Genomic DNA, 16,429 nt, shown 5'->3' with positions numbered 1-16,429 from the left:
CCGACCCTAGGGTCAGGACCGTGCTCCGCGGCGTTGGTGATCACTGTTGACTGAAGTCGTTCCAATCGCTCGACAACGCGATAATTCATTGCGCGACGCGATCGCCGGAGGCGATGATCCCCGCATGGTTCCGATTCCCCCCGACGGCCGTGCCGGAATCGACGCCGCCTTGGTGAAGCGGCTGCTCGCCGCGCAGTTTCCGCAGTGGCGCGACCTGCCCGTCAGGCCGGTGGAGGTCGACGGCTGGGACAACAGGACGTATCGCGTCGGCGACTCCCTGACGGCCCGACTGCCCACGGCCCCCGGCTATGTCCCCGCGGTCGCCAAGGAGAACGCATGGCTGCCCCGGCTCGCACCGTCCCTGCCGGTCGCCGTCCCGCCGATTCTGGGTGAGGGAGCACCGGGTGAGGGATATCCCTTCCCGTGGTCCGTCCGCGGCTGGCTCGACGGCGAGACGGCGGCCCGCGAACGCATCGACGACATGGCGCAGTTCGCGGTCTCCGTGGCCGAGTTCATCCTCGCCCTCCAGCGCTGCGACACCACCGGGGGCCCGCTCGCCGGTGAGCACAGCTGGTATCGGGGTGCCTCTCCCGCGTACTACGACGAAGAGACCCGGCGCTGCCTCGCCGCCCTTGCGGGCCACGTCGACACGGACAAGGCCGCCGTCGTCTGGGAGGCCGCCCTCGCGGCCGAGTGGCGCGGGGAGCCCGTGTGGTTCCACGGCGACATCGCCTCGGGCAACCTGCTGGTCGCCGACGGCAAGTTGACCGCCGTCATCGACTTCGGCACGTCGGGCGTCGGCGACCCGGCCTGTGATCTGGTGATCGCGTGGGGGATGTTCTCCGGCGAGAGCCGGGAGGCGTTCCGGCACACGGTCGCTCAGGACGATGCGACGTGGGCGCGGGCCCGCGGCTGGCTGCTGTGGAAGTGCCTGCTGACCTTGAGCGGGAGCATCGACACCGACCCGGAGCGGGCGGCGTTCGACCAGCGCCTGATCGCCGAGGTCCTGGCCGACCACGAACGCTTCGGCTGACGCAGCCCGCAGCCCGCAGCCCGCAGCCCGCAGCCCGCAGCCCCAGCCCCACGGCTCAGGTGGGCACGACCGTCGCCTCCGTGGCCTTCACGCTGGTCCACACCGACGTCCCGTCGGTGAGGCCGAGTTCGGCGGCGGCCTGCGGGGTGATCTCGGCCACGAGGTCCGGAGCCTGGGGCGAGGTGATCAGGAGGCGCAGGCGGCTGCCGCTCGTGGTGATCTCGCGGATGGTGCCGGGCCAGACGTTGCGGGGGCTGCCGGTGGGTCTGTCGCGGTGCACGGAGACCGCTTCCGGGGCGATGATCGCCAGGGCCTCGGTGCCCGGCGGCAGCGGGTCGGCGATCACGAGGCTCCCGCCGCCGGGCAGGGCGAGCCCTTCGGGTCCCGCGGTGCCGGGCCAGGCGTTGCGACCCAGCATCCTGGCCACCCACGGGGAGCGCGGGTGCCGGGTCACCTCGGCGGGCGTCTCGTCCTGGAGGGCAAGGCCTTGGTCGAGTACGAGAACCCGGTCGGCGAGGGACACCGCCTCGACCGGGTCGTGCGTGACGATGAGGCAGACACCGCCGAAGGTGTCGAGGTGCGTACGCAAGGTGTGGCGCACGTGGGCCCGGGTCGTCTGGTCGAGCGCGGCGAGCGGCTCGTCCAGGAGGAGCAGCCGGGGGCGGGCCGCCAACGCCCGTGCGAGCGCGATCCGTTGGGCCTGACCGCCGGAGACCTGGGCCGGTCTGCGGTGCGAGAGGTGGCCGACGCCGAGCCGGTCGAGCCACTCCTGGGCGCGCCGGCGGGCCTCGGCCCGCGGGACACCCAGGGCGCGCGGTCCGTACGCCGTGTTGGCGAGGGCGCTCATGTGCGGGAACAGGGCGCCGTCCTGCGGGACCCAGGCGACATGACGGCGGTGCGGCGGCAGTTCGGTGACGTCCGTGTCGCCGAGGCGGAGTTCGGCGTGCGCGCGCGGGGTGAGGCCGAGGAGCGCGCGCAGGAGCGTGGTCTTGCCCGCGCCATTGGGTCCGACGACGGCGATGGTGGTCCCCGATTCGGCGTCCAGGGTGAGCCGGTTGAAGCCGCTGACCTCGGCGTGCAGGGACCAACGCTCCGTGGGCGGCGAGGGCTCGGCCGCGGCGGGCTGCGGGAGCCCGGGTGCGGCCGCGTCGTCCGGCAGCGGCTCAGGCGGGCCGTTGCGCCGCTTGCCCGGAGCGCTCATCCAGCGGCCGCGCAGCGCGACGAGCACGGCCATGGCGATGGCGAGCAGCAGCAGCGACACGGACGTCGCGGCCTCGGGGGAGTCCTGGAGCAGCAGATACACCTGTAGGGGCAAGGTCTGGGTGGTGCCGGGGAGGTTGCCGGCGAAGGTGATGGTCGCGCCGAACTCGCCTAGCGCCCGCGCCCAGGTCAGGGCCGCCCCGGCGATGAGCCCGGGAGCGACCATGGGCAGCGTGACCGTACAGAACACCCGTACCGGAGAGGCCCCCAGGGAAGCCGCGGTCTCCTCGTAACGGGGGCGGAGACCGCCGAGCGCGCCTTCGAGGCTGATGACGAGGAACGGCATCGCGACGAAGGTCGCCGCGACCACCGCGCCGGACATGTGGAACGGCAGGGTGATCCCGAACGTGTCCTCCAGCCACGGGCCGAGAAGCCCGCGCCGCCCGAAGGCCAGGAGCAGGGCGACACCGCCCACCGTGGGCGGAAGCACCATCGGGAGCAGGACGAGGGAACGTACGACGGCCTTGCCGGGAAAGTCGACACGGGCGAGGAGCCAGGCCAGCGGCACCCCGAGCAGCAGGGAGAGTCCCAGCGCCCAGAAGGAGACGACCAGGGACAGCCGCAGCGCCTGCGTGGTTCCTTCGCTCGTCAGATGGGACCCGAGCTCGCCCCACTCGGTACGGGCGAGAATCCCGAGCAGCGGCAGCATCAGGAACGCGATGGCCAGCAGCGCGGGGATCGCGAGGGCGATCGGGGTGCGGGGGCCAGGTGTGCGGCCGCGCAGTCGTTTCATCGTGGTCCCTGGGGTGCGCTCGGTGCGGTGTCACGAGGTGCGGTGTCACGAGGTGCCGTGTCACGAGGACGGTGTCACGAGGTGAGGGGGCGTACGGGGCGTTCCGGGGGGACGGCCCGGCTCGCGCCCCGACCGGGGAGGCGGTCGGCCCCCTCACCTCGGCCGGTGGGGGGCTACGGCTTCTCGAAGCCCGCGTCCTGGAGGATCTTCTGCGCGGCGGGCGTGGACAGCCACTTCACGAACGCCGACGCGGCCTGGGCGTGCTTCGACGTCTTCAGCGTGGCCGCGGGGTACTCGGCGATCGCGTTCTGACCGTCGGGGATCTCGACCGCGTCGACCTTCTTGGGGGCGGTGGCGGCGTCGGTCCTGTAGACCAACCCGGCGTCCGCCTCGCCCAGTTCGACCTTGCTGAGGACCGCGCGGACGTTGGGCTCCTGCGAGACCGGCTTCACGTCGATCTTCTGGTCGTCCAGGATCTGCTTGCTGTAGCGGCCGACCGGCACCTCGGGGGCGGCGAGGACGACCTTCAGCTTGCTGCCGGAGAGGTCCTTCAGCTCGGCGACCTTCTTCGGGTTGCCCTCGCCGACCGCGATGACCAGGCGGTTCTTGGCGATCACGGACGGCTTCCCGGTGTCGGACCCCAGACCATCCATGGTCTTCGTGTCGGCGGTGACCAGGGCGTCGGCCGGGGCGCCCTGCTTGACCTGGGAGGCCAGTTCCTGGGAACCGGCGAAGGAGAAGGTGACCTTCGTCCCCGGGTGCTCCTTCTCGTATGCGGCACCGGCGGTCTCGAAGACGTCGGTGAGTGAGGAGGCGGCGAGCACCGTCAGGTCGGCCTTCGGGGCTGCGGCGCCCGCGGCCTTCTTGCCGCTGTCGTCCTTGCCGTCTTCGTTGCCGCAGGCGGCGAGCGGGACGAGCAGGGCGGCCGTCAGGACGGCGGCGGCGGTGCGGCGCCGGGCGGGGGTGAGAGCGAGGGACATGGGCGTGGAACTCCTTGGAGCGAGGCCGGCGGCGCGGTCCGGCCCGTGGTTGCGGACCGTGGGGTGCGGACCAGGGGTCAGGTGCGGTCGATGTGCACGCTGGTGGACTTCACGCGGGCGGTCGCCTGCATGCCGACCTCCAGGCCAAGCTCTTCCACGGCCTCCCGGGTCAGGAGCGAGACGAGCCGGTGCGGACCTGCCTGGATCTCGACCTGGGCCGCTACGTCGCCGAGCTTCACGGCGGTGACGATGCCGGGAAAGGCGTTGCGGGCCGAGGTGTAGGGGACGTCGTCCTCGCCGGTGCCCCCCTGTGCCTGCCCCTGCGCGACCTCGACGGAGAACGCGGCGAGATCGCGGCCGTCGATGAGCCGACGGCCGCCTTCGTCCCGATGGGTCGCGACCCGTCCGGCGTCGGCCCAGCGGCGAGCGGTATCGGGACTGACGCCGAGCAGACGCGCTGCCTGTCCGATGGTGTAGGACTGCATGCGCGCCACGATAAGCCTCCTTGCCTGGCATCTACAACATGTATGGGCGATTGTCCATGGCAGATGCCACCCCCTTGGAGGAAAGGTCAAGAGGCGTCATCGCCTCCGTTGGACACGGCCTCCTTCACCTGCGGCACCTGCTTCAACGCGATGCCGAAGTGCTTGGCGTACGCCTGGAGTACCTCGGCGTCCGTGGCCAACTCGGCGGTGTGGCGCTCACCGGCTGTCGTCGTGGTGAGGGTGCGGCCGCTGAGGGTGATCCGTCCGGTGCCGGTGAGAGTCGAGCAGACCAGTGACCGCGTGAAGTGGGACCGGGGCGAGGTCCGGTGCCACCAGGCGCCGGCGGTGAAGTCGGCCAGGGCGCGGGGGCGCCGGTCGGCGACGTACTGCGCCTTGCCGTCCCTGCTGACGTCCAGATCGCCATCGGCGGTCTCGGTGATGCGGAAGGTGCCTCCCGGGTCCGCCTGGTCGCCGCGCTCTGCGAAGGCGAGCGGGAAGTGGCTGTGGGTGCCGAAGCCGACGTCCGCGAGCCAGTCGCCCCCGTCGGATGTGCGCACGCGCAGTGCCATGTGGTCGTACGGGATCCCGGGGTGCCCCGCCTCGTCGTACACACGGGCCTGCAACAGCGTCACCTCGAAGTCCAGGGCGGTGAGCAGCGCCGCGAACGCCCCGTTGAGTTCGTAGCAGAAGCCGCCGCGGTGGGCGTCGACGATCTTCGCGACCAAGGAGTCCTCGGTGAGTTCGATGTCCTCGCCGAGGTGGATGGAGAGGTTCTCGAAGGGGACGGTGCGCAGATGCGCGAGGTGCAGGTCGTGCAGGGCCCGCGTGGTGGGAGCCGCGGGGCGCTCGGCGCCGATGCGGCGCAGGTAGGCAGCTGTGCGGTCAAAATCCATGGGCAGATTCTCGCGCGTCCCGCATCATGGGCCTGCCTGCCTGCCTGCCTGCCTGCCTGCCTGTCTGCCGCCCGCCGCGGCGTCACCACGACGACTCCGCGCCGCCGCCGCGGAGTCGTGGTGGTGGCCTTCCTCTCCTGCACCGAAGGAACCATGACCGCTGAGCCCGCTCCTTTCCGGACCGCCGTCTCCGACGACGTACTGAAACACGGTCCCCGGAGCCACCACCCTCAGCCATGAACCGGCGTTCGCGGACTATCCCAGGAGCCTGGCCGAGCGCGCCTTCACCGATCTGCGGCACTGGAGCACTCCGAAGAGGGGCGGGCAGCCATGGCGCACGAGGAGCCCGAGCAGGTGGCTCAGGAGTTGCGCACGTTCTTCCGGCCGCTGAGGGGGTGATCACGGGTATCACGAGCCATGCACACCTTAGGTTAGGCTAAGCTAACTTGATGTTGTGGTGTGCTGGACCAGGAAGGCGGGGAACGATGCGGGTCCTCTTCGTGTGCGGGTGAGTGTGGACACGGGGGTACTCGCGGCCGACGCGGCGCCCCGTAGGCTCCCGGGCACCGCGCCCTGCGTCGCACGCGTCGCGGAAGTGGCGGAGCGCGCGGCAGCAGAGCCTGAACGAGCCGCCGTTCTGGAGGAGTTCTGGGCGGGCGCCGCGCGCCGCGGCACCCCCCTGATCGAAGCCGTCGACGGCGACCCGGACCACTGTGACGCGACGTTCCTGTGGCGCGGCCACCGGGCCACCCGGCAGGTCCTGCTGCTCGCCGAAGGCATCGCGGACCGCGCCGACCTCGCCGCGTCCCGGCTTGTCCCGTTGGACGGCACGGACATCTGGCACCTCACCTACCGGCTGCGCGCCGACCATCGCGGCTCGTACCGCATGGCGGCCGACATCTCTCCCGGCGAACCGCCCGTATCCGCCGCGCCCCTCCAGCAACGGCTGCTCTCCCTGTCCGCGCACGCCGCTCCCGATCCGCTCAACCACCGCCGGATGCCCGGTCGTTGGCCGGACCGCGAAGCCTCCGTCTTCGAGCTCCCGCAGGCGCCCGCGCCGACGATCGCGGAGCGGCACACCGAGGTGCTCCGGGGCAAGGTCGAGCGGCACAGGCTGCCCGCGGGGGTGCTCGGCGCCGAGCGGGACGTGTGGGCGTATCTCCCGCCGGGCGATCGAGCGGCGAAGCTGCCCGTGCTCGTGTTGTGCGACGGCGACATGTGGTTCGGGCGGCTCGCCTTCCAGGACACGCTGGACGCCCTCATCGCCGACGGCGCCCTGCCGCCGCTGGCCGTCCTCGCCCCGGACGCCGTCGACAGGGTCACACGCCGCCGGGAACTGGAGGCCCACGAGCGCCACGTGAGCTTCCTCGCCGACGAACTGCTGCCCTGGGCGGCGGGCCGCTGGCCGCTGACCACCGACCCCGCGCGCACACTCGTCGCGGGCCAGGGCCTCGGCGGACTGGCGTCCCTGTACGCGGGTTTCCTGCGGCCCGAGCGGTTCGGCAACGTCCTGTCCCAGTCCGCGCCCGTCGCACGCCTGCGCCTCGGCGCCGACGCGTCCCGGCCGGTCACCGTGCGCCTGGACGTCGGACTGCGCGAAACCGAAATTCTTGATCACCATCGCGATCTGCACGAGAGCCTCCGCTCGCGCGGCTGCCCGGTGACCCTCGGCGAGTACAACGGCGGTCACGACTGGGCCTGTTGGCGCGGCTGCCTCTCCGAAGGGCTTGTGGGACTCCTGGGACACTGACCCGCCGGCCCTGGCACACTGGTCCGCCCACACCGTGTCGCTGTTGGGCCGAACGGGTGAGGTCGCGTAAGAATGAGTCAGTGCAGATATCGAGTGCGAGCCAGGACGGGGTGGAGCGTTGAACAGCCACGACGTCACCGACGAACAGTGGGAAGGGCTCGCCCAGGTCGTACCGCTGCGCAGCCGCAACGAATGGCCGTCCTGGCCCGGACACCGCGCGATGCCGGACGCGGAGACCGAGGCACGACGGCGTTTTGTGGTGATGCGGGTGAACATCTTCGCGGACGCCCGCGAGGTCGCCGAGACCGTGATGGCGCAGATTCCGGTCCTGCTCGACCTGACCGGGGCCGAGACGGAAGTAGCCAAGCGCGTCCTGGACTTCAGCAGTGGTGTGGTCCTCGGCCTCGGCTGCGGGATGCATCGGGTCGACAAGAACGTCTTCCTGCTGGCGCCGCCCGGCACCGAGGTGCAGGGGCTCGTCGAGGCGGCTCAGTCGTAGCCGTGGTCGTGGGCGTTGGTGTGGTCCTGGGTGTAGTGGCTGGGGAGCAGTCGTAGGGCACGCTCCGCCGGGAATCCCTCATTCGTAGGAAGGTCACTTGGGCGGAACGGTTCACCGGATCCGTCGCCGCCTACCGTCCGGGCATGACAGTGCACCCCCCGGAGGCGGTCGCCGAGCCGCCGTCGGTTCCGGACCGCAGCCGCGTCACCGAACTGCGGCTCTCGGCTTTCGCCACCCACCGGGGCGGCGTGTTCCCGCTCGGTCCGCTGACCCTCGTCGCGGGGCCCAGCGGGAGCGGCAAGTCCACCGCGCTCGCCGCGTTCGAAGCGCTGGCACGGCTCGGGGCGGGTGAGGAACTCGTCGACGTCTTCGCCGACCCCGTGGCCTGCGTGCCCGATCGCGCACGGGGCGACGACCAGCAGCGGCGCGGCTTCCGGATCGGCTGCACGATCGACGGTCCCGTCGGAGAGGTGCGGCTCGACGTCGCCGTGCAGGCCGAACCAGAACTCCGCGTCGTGGGCGAGCGGCTGACCAGGGGCGGGCTCACCCTCCTGGAGACGGCACTGCGCGATCCGGGACGGCGAGCGGTGCAGGCGGCCTGGCACACGGCGGGCGCGACGCCGGTGACACGCGGCCCCCTGCCGGACAACCGGCTCGGCACCGCGCTGCTGCCGCTGCGCGTCGCGGGCAAGACCGAGGGGCAGCGCCTGGTGCTCGCGGCGGCCGAGCAGGTGGTGGTCGCACTGCGCTCGGTGTTCCCGTGCGCTCCCCGGCCCGGCCTCATGCGGCTGCCGGTACCTCCTGGACTGATCGGCGCCGGCCGACTGTTGAGCGGCTGCGACAACCTGGCCGAGGTCCTTCTCCGTACGAGACAGGAGTGCGGCATCCGTCATGCGCTGCTGGTGGCCGCGGTGCGGGCGGGGTGCGCGGGGCCGGTCGCCGACGTGTTCGCGGAGGTGGCCGACGACGGGTCGGTCCAGGCGTTCATCGACCGGGGCGGCGGGATCAGGTCGCCCGTCGGACGGCTCGGGGACGGCGAGTTGAGGTATCTGGCGCTCGCCCTTGTGCTGCTCACCGGACCCGGAGTGCTCGAGGTGGACCCGGTGGCCGAGGTGCCGTCGGCCTACCAGAACCTCACCGTGCTCGCCGACGGCCTCGACCACTTTCTGGACCGGCGGCAGAAGCACGGGCTCGCCGAACTGGCGGCGCGCACCTGCGAGCGCGGGCACATCCGTCTCGTCGGGACGGTGAGTGACGCGTCGTGGGCCGCGGAGGTGGGCGGGGCCGCGGTGGTAGACCTGGAGCCGTGACTGAACTTGATGTAGCGGGACTGCAGCAGCGGCTGGCCGACTTCGCGGCGAAGCGCGACTGGGAGCAGTACCACACGCCCAAGAACCTGGCGGCCGCGCTCAGCGTGGAGGCCTCCGAACTGGTCGAGATCTTCCAGTGGTTGACGCCCGACGAGTCGGCGCGGGTGATGGACGACCCGGACTCGGCGCACCGGGTGACGGACGAGGTCGCCGACGTGCTGGCCTATCTGCTGCAGTTCTGCGAGGTGCTCGGCATCGACGCGCTCGCGGCGCTCGCCGCGAAGATCGACCGGAACGAGAGGCGCTTTCCGGCTACGTGAGGCGCGTGCCGGGCTCGCGCTGGGCTCCTGCCGGGCTCGTGCCGGGCTCCTGCCGGGCCCGTGCAGTGTTTGCCCATAGATCCGTCACTCTCCGGAGTGGACGCTTTATCCACAGTCGATAACTTGTCCACAGATTTCCGAGTTGCTCTAGCTTTCCGTCCTGCTGGCGTTCACTCTGGGTAGTGAGCAAGGGAGTTCGGGCGAACGTGCGGTGGTTGCGCGCGGGATACATGGGGGTGCGCATGGAGGCGATGCGGCTCATTGAGGCGAGCAGGCACGCTCTGGCGCGGAGCGAGGAACCGTCGGACATCGTGGCCGAGGTGTGGCAGTCCCAGGCCCTCGCGCGGGCGATCGGCAGCAGGCTCGCGATCGCGGGGCCGCCGGAGTTGCGGGGCGAGGCGCTGGGCCTCAGCGAGGGCGGCGGCAGGGGCTGCGGGGCGGCCCTCGACACCCCGGGCCTCGGGACGGAGGGCTTGCGGGCGGCACGTCTGACGGGCATCGGCCGGCCGCATGAAGTGCTGCGAGGGCTCGACGAACTGCTCGGCGAGGTGGGCATCGCGCTCGTCGGCGTGGCGATGGGCGCGGACGACGAGGGGGTGTATTGGCAGTGCATGGAAGGGATGGACGCCGCCGACGAGTCGAGGGACCGTGTGCTCGAAATGCTGCGCAGGCTCGCGGTACGCGAACAGGGCCTGCCCGAGCCCGACTCGGCGGCGGGGTCGCCGTGATCCGGCGCTGCGGTGGGGGCCGCGGACGGCCGGGTGGCACAGGCGCCGGGGGAGTGCCGGTGCCGTCAGAAGCGACTGGACTCGTCGCCGACGGGAGGACGCGGGGCTGGGGGCGCGGTGTTGGCGTCGGCCGGAGTGGACTGCTGCAGATCGGCGTCGAGCTGGGTCAGATCCGCGCTCAGCGCGGCCATCAGCTCCTCCATCTGCTGCAGCAGGTCCTTGGGTGGGCCCTGCTGCTCGGGCACGGACGCTTCGCGCCCGGCCTCCCGCTCGGGTTCGGCTTCCTGGGACATGACGGCCTCCTCGGCCCTCGCCCTCCCCACAGCGGAGGGCAGCTGATGCGAGCGACGCGCCGGCAGCGGCCGCCGGCGCGGGGGCCGGGCGGTCCGGCTCCGCCCGAGCCAACGACCACCCGTGGCGGCGGGTCACTGAGGCGGATGCGTACCAGATGCCGGGTTGACGGAAGTTCACCCTGCTGGGGCCGAGCGGGACGGGCGGGGCCGGTGGAGTTGACGGGAGCGCGATGGGGGAGACGCCACCAGGGGCCAACTCCACCAGGGTCGCTCGCGCCGCGGTCAGCTCAGCTGCGACATGACCTGCGAGGAGATCAGCTCCAGGTGGTCCAGGTCTTCCAGGTCGAGGATCTGGAGGTACATGCGCTGCGAGCCGACGGCCTGGTAAGCGGCGATCCGCTCGACGACCTCCGCGGGGGACCCGGCGAGCCCGTTCGCCTTCAGGTCCTCCACCTCACGCCCGATGGCGTCGGCGCGGCGCTTCACCTCCGCGTCCGTCTTGCCGACGCAGGCCACCAGGGCATTGGAGTAGGTGAGGTCGTCGCCCTTGCGGCCGTGCTCCTCGGCGGCGGCGCGCACGCGCTTGAACTGCTGCTCGGTATCGGCAAGAGAGGCAAAGGGAATGTTGAACTCGCTGGCGTAGCGGGCCGCGAGGGCGGGCGTCCGCTTGGCGCCGTGTCCGCCGATGAGGACGGGCACCTTGGGCTGCGCGGGCTTGGGAAGGGCGGGGGAATCGGAGAGTTGGTAGAAGGTGCCGTCGAAGGTGAAGTGCTCACCGACCGGGGTCTCCCACAGGCCCGTGACAATGGCGAGCTGCTCCTCCAGGCGCCCGAACTTCTCCTTCGGGAAGGGGATTCCGTACGCGGAGTGCTCCGCCTCGTACCACCCCGAGCCGAGGCCCAGCTCGATGCGGCCGCCCGACATCTGGTCGACCTGCGCGACCTGGATCGCGAGGACGCCGGGCAGCCGGAACGTGCCCGCGGTCATCAGGGTGCCGAGCCGGATGCGCCGCGTCTCGCGGGCCAGCCCGGCGAGGGTGATCCAGGCGTCCGTGGGGCCGGGGAGGCCGTCGGCCGAGCCCATCACGAGATAGTGGTCGGAGCGGAAGAAGGCGCTGTAGTCGAGGTCCTCGGTGGCCTTGGCGACGCGGAGCAGCGTCTCGTAGGTCGCACCCTGCTGCGGTTCGGTGAAGATTCGAAGGTCCATGCAGCTATCTTGCCCGGCTGCCGGATCCAGTTTCAGCCCCGCTCCGGCCGTGTTGCCGCTGCCTGCCCAGGAGATGCGATGGGCCGCTCGCCCGCACGGCTCGTGGCCCGGAGGTTAGGCTTCGGCACTGGCTGTCCGGGCGAGGGGCCCGGAGATGGTGTTGGGGTGTCGAGATGGTCGCTGGCAGGGTTGTCCGGTTCGACGGCGCGCGGGGTTACGGGTTCATCGCCCCCGAGCATGGCGGGGAAGACGTCTTCCTGCACGCCAACGATCTGCTCATTCCGGAGCCTTTGGTGTACACGGGGGCGCAGGTCGAGTTCGAGATCGAGGAGGGCGAGCGCGGACCTAAGGCGTCGTCCGTCCGTCTTCCCAAGGGGGCGCAGGTGCCGGCGGCACCGCCGTTCGCGGGCCGGGCCCAAGTGCCTCCGTCGATCCAGGCCGCCGCCGCGGTTCTCGACGACGGTGAGGAGCCCACGTGCGACGTGCTCAGCGTCGCGGAGTACTCGTTCGAGGTGACCGAGCTGCTGCTCGGCACGGCTCCGTGGATGACCGGTGAGCAGATCAAGCAGCTCCGCGAACAACTGGTGCAGCACGCCAAGAGCCACGGCTGGGCGGAGGGCTGAGGGGGGGGGCCGAAAACCCCTGAGGGTGTCAGAGGGGTTCGCTGTACGGTCTAGAGGCGCGCTGGAGCCGCAACCGTAAGTTCCCGCAGTTCAGATTGCGTTTCGAGGCATACCCGTGTTCCTGACGATCAGTACCTCCGGTACCCCTGAGAGCCCCGCGACCGACCTCGGGTTCCTGCTGCACAAGCATCCCGAGAAGGCGCAGGCGTTCTCCACCTCTTATGGCACCGCGCACGTCCTCTACCCAGAGGCGTCCGTGGAGCGCTGCACCGCCGCGCTGCTGCTCGAGGTGGACCCCGTCGCGCTGGTGCGGCGGGGGAAGGGCAAGGGACGGGGCGGGGCGCCCGATGCGGCGCTCGCGCAGTATGTGAACGACCGGCCCTACGCGGCGTCGTCGCTGCTCGCCGTCGCGCTGAGCGCGGTGTTCTCCAGCGCGATGCGCGGGGTGTGCAACGCGCGGCCCGAGCGGGCTCAGCGGCCGCTGCCGCTGCGGATCGAGGTGCCCGCGCTGCCCGCCCGCGGCGGCGCCGACCTGGTGCACAAGCTCTTCGAGCCGCTGGGCTGGACGGTCACGGTGACGCGGATCCCGTTGGACGAGCAGTTCCCGGAGTGGGGCGACTCGCGGTACGTCCATCTCGTACTCGACGTGCCGGACGGCGAGTTGACCCTGGGCGAGGCGCTGCGGCACCTCTATGTCCTGCTCCCCGTGCTCGACGACGCCAAGCACTACTGGGTCTCGCCGGACGAGGTCGACAAGCTGCTGCGCGCCGGTGAGGGCTGGCTCGCGGACCACCCGGAGCAGAAGGTCATCACCAGCCGCTATCTGGCGCGGCGCTGGTCGCTGACCCGAGAAGCCATGCACCGGCTCGAACTGGTGCGGCTGGCCGACGCGGACGACACGGACGTCGACGACATCGACAACGCGGTCGACGAGGAGAGCGCTGATTCTGATGTCGAAGAGGGTTCGGACAAGCCCGTGCCGCTCGCCGTGCTGCGGCGTGAGGCCATCCTCGCGGCGCTGACCGGAGCCGGGGCCGGGCGCGTGCTCGATCTCGGGTGCGGACAGGGCCAGTTGGTGCAGGCGCTGCTCAAGGACACACGGATCACCGAGATCGCCGGTGTCGATGTGTCGATGCGGGCACTGACCATCGCTTCGCGGCGGCTGAAGCTCGACCGCATGGGCGAGCGGCAGGCCGATCGCGTCAAGCTCTTCCAGGGTTCGCTCGCGTACACCGACAAGCGACTCAAGGGGTACGACGCCGCCGTGCTCAGCGAGGTCATCGAGCACCTCGACGAGGAGCGGCTGCCCGCCCTGGAGTACGCGGTGTTCGGCTCCGCCCGGCCGCGCATGGTGCTCGTGACGACGCCGAACGTCGAGTACAACGTCCGCTGGGAGACGCTCCCCGCCGGGCACGTCCGGCACGGTGACCACCGGTTCGAGTGGACGCGGGCGGAGTTCGGCGACTGGGCCCGCAAGGTGGCCGAACGGCATGGCTACGGAGTGGAGTTCGTGCCCGTCGGTGACGACGACCCCGAGGTGGGGCCACCGACCCAGATGGCGGTCTTCACACGGAGCGACAAGAACGAAAAGAACGAGAAGAACGACAACAGCGACAACAGCGACAAGACCGCGAAGGAGGTGCAGGCAGCATGACGAACGAATCCAGCACCAGTACCGACACCGGCTCCAGTACCGACACCGGCTCCAGTACCGAAACCACCCGCGCCGGACGCGTGCTGCCCGTCACCGACCTCTCCCTCGTCGTCCTCGTCGGCGCCACCGGCTCCGGCAAGTCCACCTTCGGGCGCAAGCACTTCAAGCCCACCGAGGTGCTCTCCAGCGACTTCTGTCGCGGCCTCGTCGCCGACGACGAGAACGACCAGGGGGCGAGCCGCGACGCTTTCGACGTGCTGCACTACATCGCGGGCAGGCGCCTCGCCGCGGGCCGACGCACGGTCGTCGACGCGACCAACGTGCAGAGCGACAGCCGCAAGCAGCTGATCGAGCTGGCCAGGCAGTACGACGTGCTGCCGATCGCCATCGTCCTTGACGTGCCCGAGGAGGTCTGCGCCGCACGCAACGCCGAGCGCGCCGACAGAGCGGGCATGCCGCGCCGCGTCATCCAGCGCCACCAGCGCGAACTGCGGCGCTCGCTCAAGCACTTGGAGCGCGAGGGGTTCAGGAAGGTGCACGTCCTCAGGGGCGTGGAGGAGATCGACGGCGCCACGATCGTCACCGAGAAGCGCTATAACGACCTCTCGCACCTCACGGGCCCCTTCGACATCATCGGCGACATCCACGGCTGCGCCGCCGAGCTCGACACCCTGCTCGGCAAGCTCGGATACGTCGACGGCGCGCACCCCGAAGGGCGTACGGCGGTCTTCGTGGGAGACCTCGTCGACCGCGGCCCGGACTCCCCGGGCGTGCTGCGCCGCGTGATGTCGATGGTCGGCGACGGCAACGCCCTGTGCGTACCGGGCAACCACGAGAACAAGCTCGGTCGCTATCTCAAGGGCCGCAAGGTCCAGCACACCCACGGACTCGCCGAGACCGTCGAGCAGTTGGCGGCGGAGAGCGAGGAGTTCCGCGCGAGCGTGCGGACGTTCGTGGACGGGCTCGTCTCGCACTATGTGCTCGACGGCGGCAGGCTCGTCGTCTGCCACGCGGGCCTGCCGGAGAAGTACCACGGGCGTACGTCGGGCCGAGTGCGTTCGCACGCGCTCTACGGCGACACGACCGGCGAGACCGACGAGTTCGGTCTGCCCGTTCGCTACCCGTGGGCGGAGGACTACCGCGGCAGCGCCGCCGTGGTCTACGGCCACACCCCGGTGCCCACGGCGACCTGGCTGAACAACACCATCTGCCTGGACACCGGCGCCGTCTTCGGCGGCAGGCTCACCGCGCTGCGCTGGCCGGAGCGCGAGCTCGTCGACGTACCGGCGGAGCAGGTCTGGTACGAGCCGGCCAAGCCGCTGCGCACGGAGGCGCCCGGCGGCCACGACGGACGGCCGCTCGACCTGAACGACGTGCACGGCCGCCGCGCGGTGGAGACCGGGCACGCGGGACGCGTCGCCGTGCGCGAGGAGAACGCGGCGGCGGCCCTTGAGGTCATGAGCCGCTTCGCCGTCGACCCGCGGCTCCTTCCGTACCTGCCGCCGACGATGGCGCCGACCGCGACGTCGCAGCGCGAGGGCTACTTGGAGCACCCGGCCGAGGCCTTCGCGTCGTACGCCCAGGACGGTGTCGCCCGGGTCGTGTGCGAGGAGAAGCACATGGGCTCGCGCGCCGTGGCCCTGGTGTGCCGCGACGCGGACGTGGCCCGGGAGCGCTTCGGCGTGGACGGGCCGACCGGCTCGCTCTGCACCCGCACGGGCCGCCCCTTCCTCGACGACTCAGAGGTCACCGAGGAGATCCTCGACCGCGTGCGCGCCGCCGTCACCGACGCGGGCCTGTGGGAGGAGCTCGAGACCGACTGGCTGCTGCTCGACGCGGAGTTGATGCCCTGGTCGCTGAAGGCGTCCGGCCTGCTCCGCACGCAGTACGCGGCCGTGGGCGCCGCGTCCCGAGCCGTCTTCCCCGGTGCGATCGCCGCCCTGGAAGCGGCGGCGGCACGCGGCGTGGACACCGGGGGGCTCCTGACCAAGCAGCGCGAACGAGCCGTGGACGCCGCCGCGTTCACGGACGCCTACCGCCGCTACTGCTGGCCGACGGACGGCCTGGAGGGCGTGCGCCTCGCGCCGTTCCAGATCCTGGCCGTCCAGGGCCGCAGCCTGGCCGCGCTCCCGCACGACGAGCAGCTCGCGCTGATCGACCGCATGGTGGAGCACGACGGCACGGGCCTGCTGCAGACCACCCGGCGGCTCTATGTCGACACCGGGGACGAGGCGTCGGTCCAGGCGGGCATCGACTGGTGGCTGGAGATGACGAGCCGCGGCGGCGAAGGCATGGTCGTCAAGCCGATCGAGGCGCTGGTCAGGGATGGAAAGGGGCGGCTCGTGCAGCCCGGCATCAAGTGCCGCGGACGCGAGTACCTCCGGATCATCTACGGCCCGGAGTACACCCGCCCCGACCACCTCGACAAGCTGCGCGGCCGCTTCCTGGGCCACAAGCGTTCGCTCGCGATCCGTGAGTACGCGCTCGGGCTCGAGGCCCTGGACCGGCTCGCGGCGGGCGAGCCGCTGTGGCGGGTCCACGAAGCGGTGTTCGCGGTGCTGGCCCTGGAATCGGAGCCGGTGGACCCGCGGCTCTAGCCGACGGCGGGTCACGTTCCGCCGACGGTGGGTCACGTTCGGCCGACGGCGGGTCGTGTTCGGCC

15 protein-coding genes are annotated in these 16,429 nt (G+C 71.3%); 9 read left to right on the top strand and 6 right to left on the bottom strand.

The genetic code is table 11. The features are described from left to right. Positions 1-124 precede the first annotated feature (124 nt). Positions 125-1,033: an aminoglycoside phosphotransferase family protein gene (locus tag AC5P1C_RS01925; protein WP_493863862.1), complete on the top strand. Its 909-nt coding sequence runs from the start codon at positions 125-127 to the stop codon at positions 1,031-1,033. Between the two features lie 55 nt (positions 1,034-1,088). Here AC5P1C_RS01925 and AC5P1C_RS01920 read toward each other — a convergent pair whose 3' ends face one another. The 4 genes from AC5P1C_RS01920 to AC5P1C_RS01905 all read right to left on the bottom strand — a co-directional run bounded on the left by AC5P1C_RS01920 (position 1,089) and on the right by AC5P1C_RS01905 (position 5,384). Further along, positions 1,089-3,026 (bottom strand): ABC transporter permease, encoded by a 1,938-nt coding sequence (locus tag AC5P1C_RS01920; RefSeq protein WP_493863861.1) that lies wholly within the window; start codon positions 3,024-3,026, stop codon positions 1,089-1,091. A 173-nt stretch (positions 3,027-3,199) separates the two neighbouring features. Beyond that, a complete protein-coding gene (modA, locus tag AC5P1C_RS01915; RefSeq protein WP_493863860.1) occupies positions 3,200-4,006 on the bottom strand; it encodes a molybdate ABC transporter substrate-binding protein in 807 nt (268 codons plus the stop codon). 77 nt (positions 4,007-4,083) lie between these two features. Then, the gene (locus AC5P1C_RS01910) at positions 4,084-4,491 is read right to left on the bottom strand and encodes a TOBE domain-containing protein (protein ID WP_493864026.1); all 408 of its coding nucleotides are present in this window, start codon (positions 4,489-4,491) and stop codon (positions 4,084-4,086) included. An 86-nt stretch (positions 4,492-4,577) separates the two neighbouring features. Then, a complete protein-coding gene (locus AC5P1C_RS01905; protein ID WP_493863859.1) occupies positions 4,578-5,384 on the bottom strand; it encodes an arylamine N-acetyltransferase family protein in 807 nt (268 codons plus the stop codon). 508 nt (positions 5,385-5,892) lie between these two features. On the opposite strand from AC5P1C_RS01905, the gene fes reads away from it, so the two are divergent. The 5 genes from fes (at position 5,893) to AC5P1C_RS01880 (ending at position 9,991) form a co-directional block, all read left to right on the top strand. Then, on the top strand, positions 5,893-7,134 hold the full coding sequence (gene fes / locus AC5P1C_RS01900; protein ID WP_493863858.1) for an enterochelin esterase: 1,242 nt from the start codon (positions 5,893-5,895) through the stop codon (positions 7,132-7,134). 118 nt (positions 7,135-7,252) lie between these two features. Beyond that, positions 7,253-7,633 (top strand): cell division protein SepF, encoded by a 381-nt coding sequence (locus tag AC5P1C_RS01895; protein WP_249587197.1) that lies wholly within the window; start codon positions 7,253-7,255, stop codon positions 7,631-7,633. Positions 7,634-7,776: 143 nt separating this feature from the next. Further along, entirely contained in the window at positions 7,777-8,943 is a 1,167-nt protein-coding gene (locus AC5P1C_RS01890) for an AAA family ATPase (protein WP_493863857.1), read from the top strand. After that, positions 8,940-9,263, top strand: a complete 324-nt coding sequence (locus AC5P1C_RS01885; RefSeq protein ID WP_493863856.1) for a nucleotide pyrophosphohydrolase — start codon at positions 8,940-8,942, stop codon at positions 9,261-9,263. Before AC5P1C_RS01890 ends, AC5P1C_RS01885 begins: the two co-directional genes overlap by 4 nt. Before the next feature lie 242 nt (positions 9,264-9,505). Next, on the top strand, positions 9,506-9,991 hold the full coding sequence (locus tag AC5P1C_RS01880; protein WP_493864025.1) for a DUF6099 family protein: 486 nt from the start codon (positions 9,506-9,508) through the stop codon (positions 9,989-9,991). A 65-nt stretch (positions 9,992-10,056) separates the two neighbouring features. Here AC5P1C_RS01880 and AC5P1C_RS01875 read toward each other — a convergent pair whose 3' ends face one another. Next, positions 10,057-10,284 (bottom strand): hypothetical protein, encoded by a 228-nt coding sequence (locus tag AC5P1C_RS01875; protein WP_493863855.1) that lies wholly within the window; start codon positions 10,282-10,284, stop codon positions 10,057-10,059. Between the two features lie 282 nt (positions 10,285-10,566). Continuing rightward, positions 10,567-11,490: an LLM class F420-dependent oxidoreductase gene (locus AC5P1C_RS01870; RefSeq protein ID WP_493863854.1), complete on the bottom strand. Its 924-nt coding sequence runs from the start codon at positions 11,488-11,490 to the stop codon at positions 10,567-10,569. Between the two features lie 173 nt (positions 11,491-11,663). On the opposite strand from AC5P1C_RS01870, the gene AC5P1C_RS01865 reads away from it, so the two are divergent. The 3 genes from AC5P1C_RS01865 to AC5P1C_RS01855 all read left to right on the top strand — a co-directional run bounded on the left by AC5P1C_RS01865 (position 11,664) and on the right by AC5P1C_RS01855 (position 16,364). Continuing rightward, entirely contained in the window at positions 11,664-12,113 is a 450-nt protein-coding gene (locus tag AC5P1C_RS01865; RefSeq protein ID WP_493863853.1) for a cold-shock protein, read from the top strand. A 115-nt stretch (positions 12,114-12,228) separates the two neighbouring features. Beyond that, positions 12,229-13,767, top strand: coding sequence for a 3' terminal RNA ribose 2'-O-methyltransferase Hen1 (locus AC5P1C_RS01860; RefSeq protein ID WP_493863852.1), 1,539 nt, complete (start codon positions 12,229-12,231; stop codon positions 13,765-13,767). Continuing rightward, positions 13,764-16,364 carry a polynucleotide kinase-phosphatase gene (locus AC5P1C_RS01855; protein ID WP_493863851.1) on the top strand — a complete coding sequence of 867 codons (2,601 nt, stop codon included), beginning with the start codon at positions 13,764-13,766 and terminating at the stop codon, positions 16,362-16,364. Before AC5P1C_RS01860 ends, AC5P1C_RS01855 begins: the two co-directional genes overlap by 4 nt. Positions 16,365-16,429: the final 65 nt, after the last annotated feature.

The organism is Streptomyces sp. A18, from assembly GCF_059026065.1.
The sequence above is the reverse complement of the archived record's forward strand: the minus strand, read 5'-3'. Positions and strand labels throughout refer to the sequence as shown.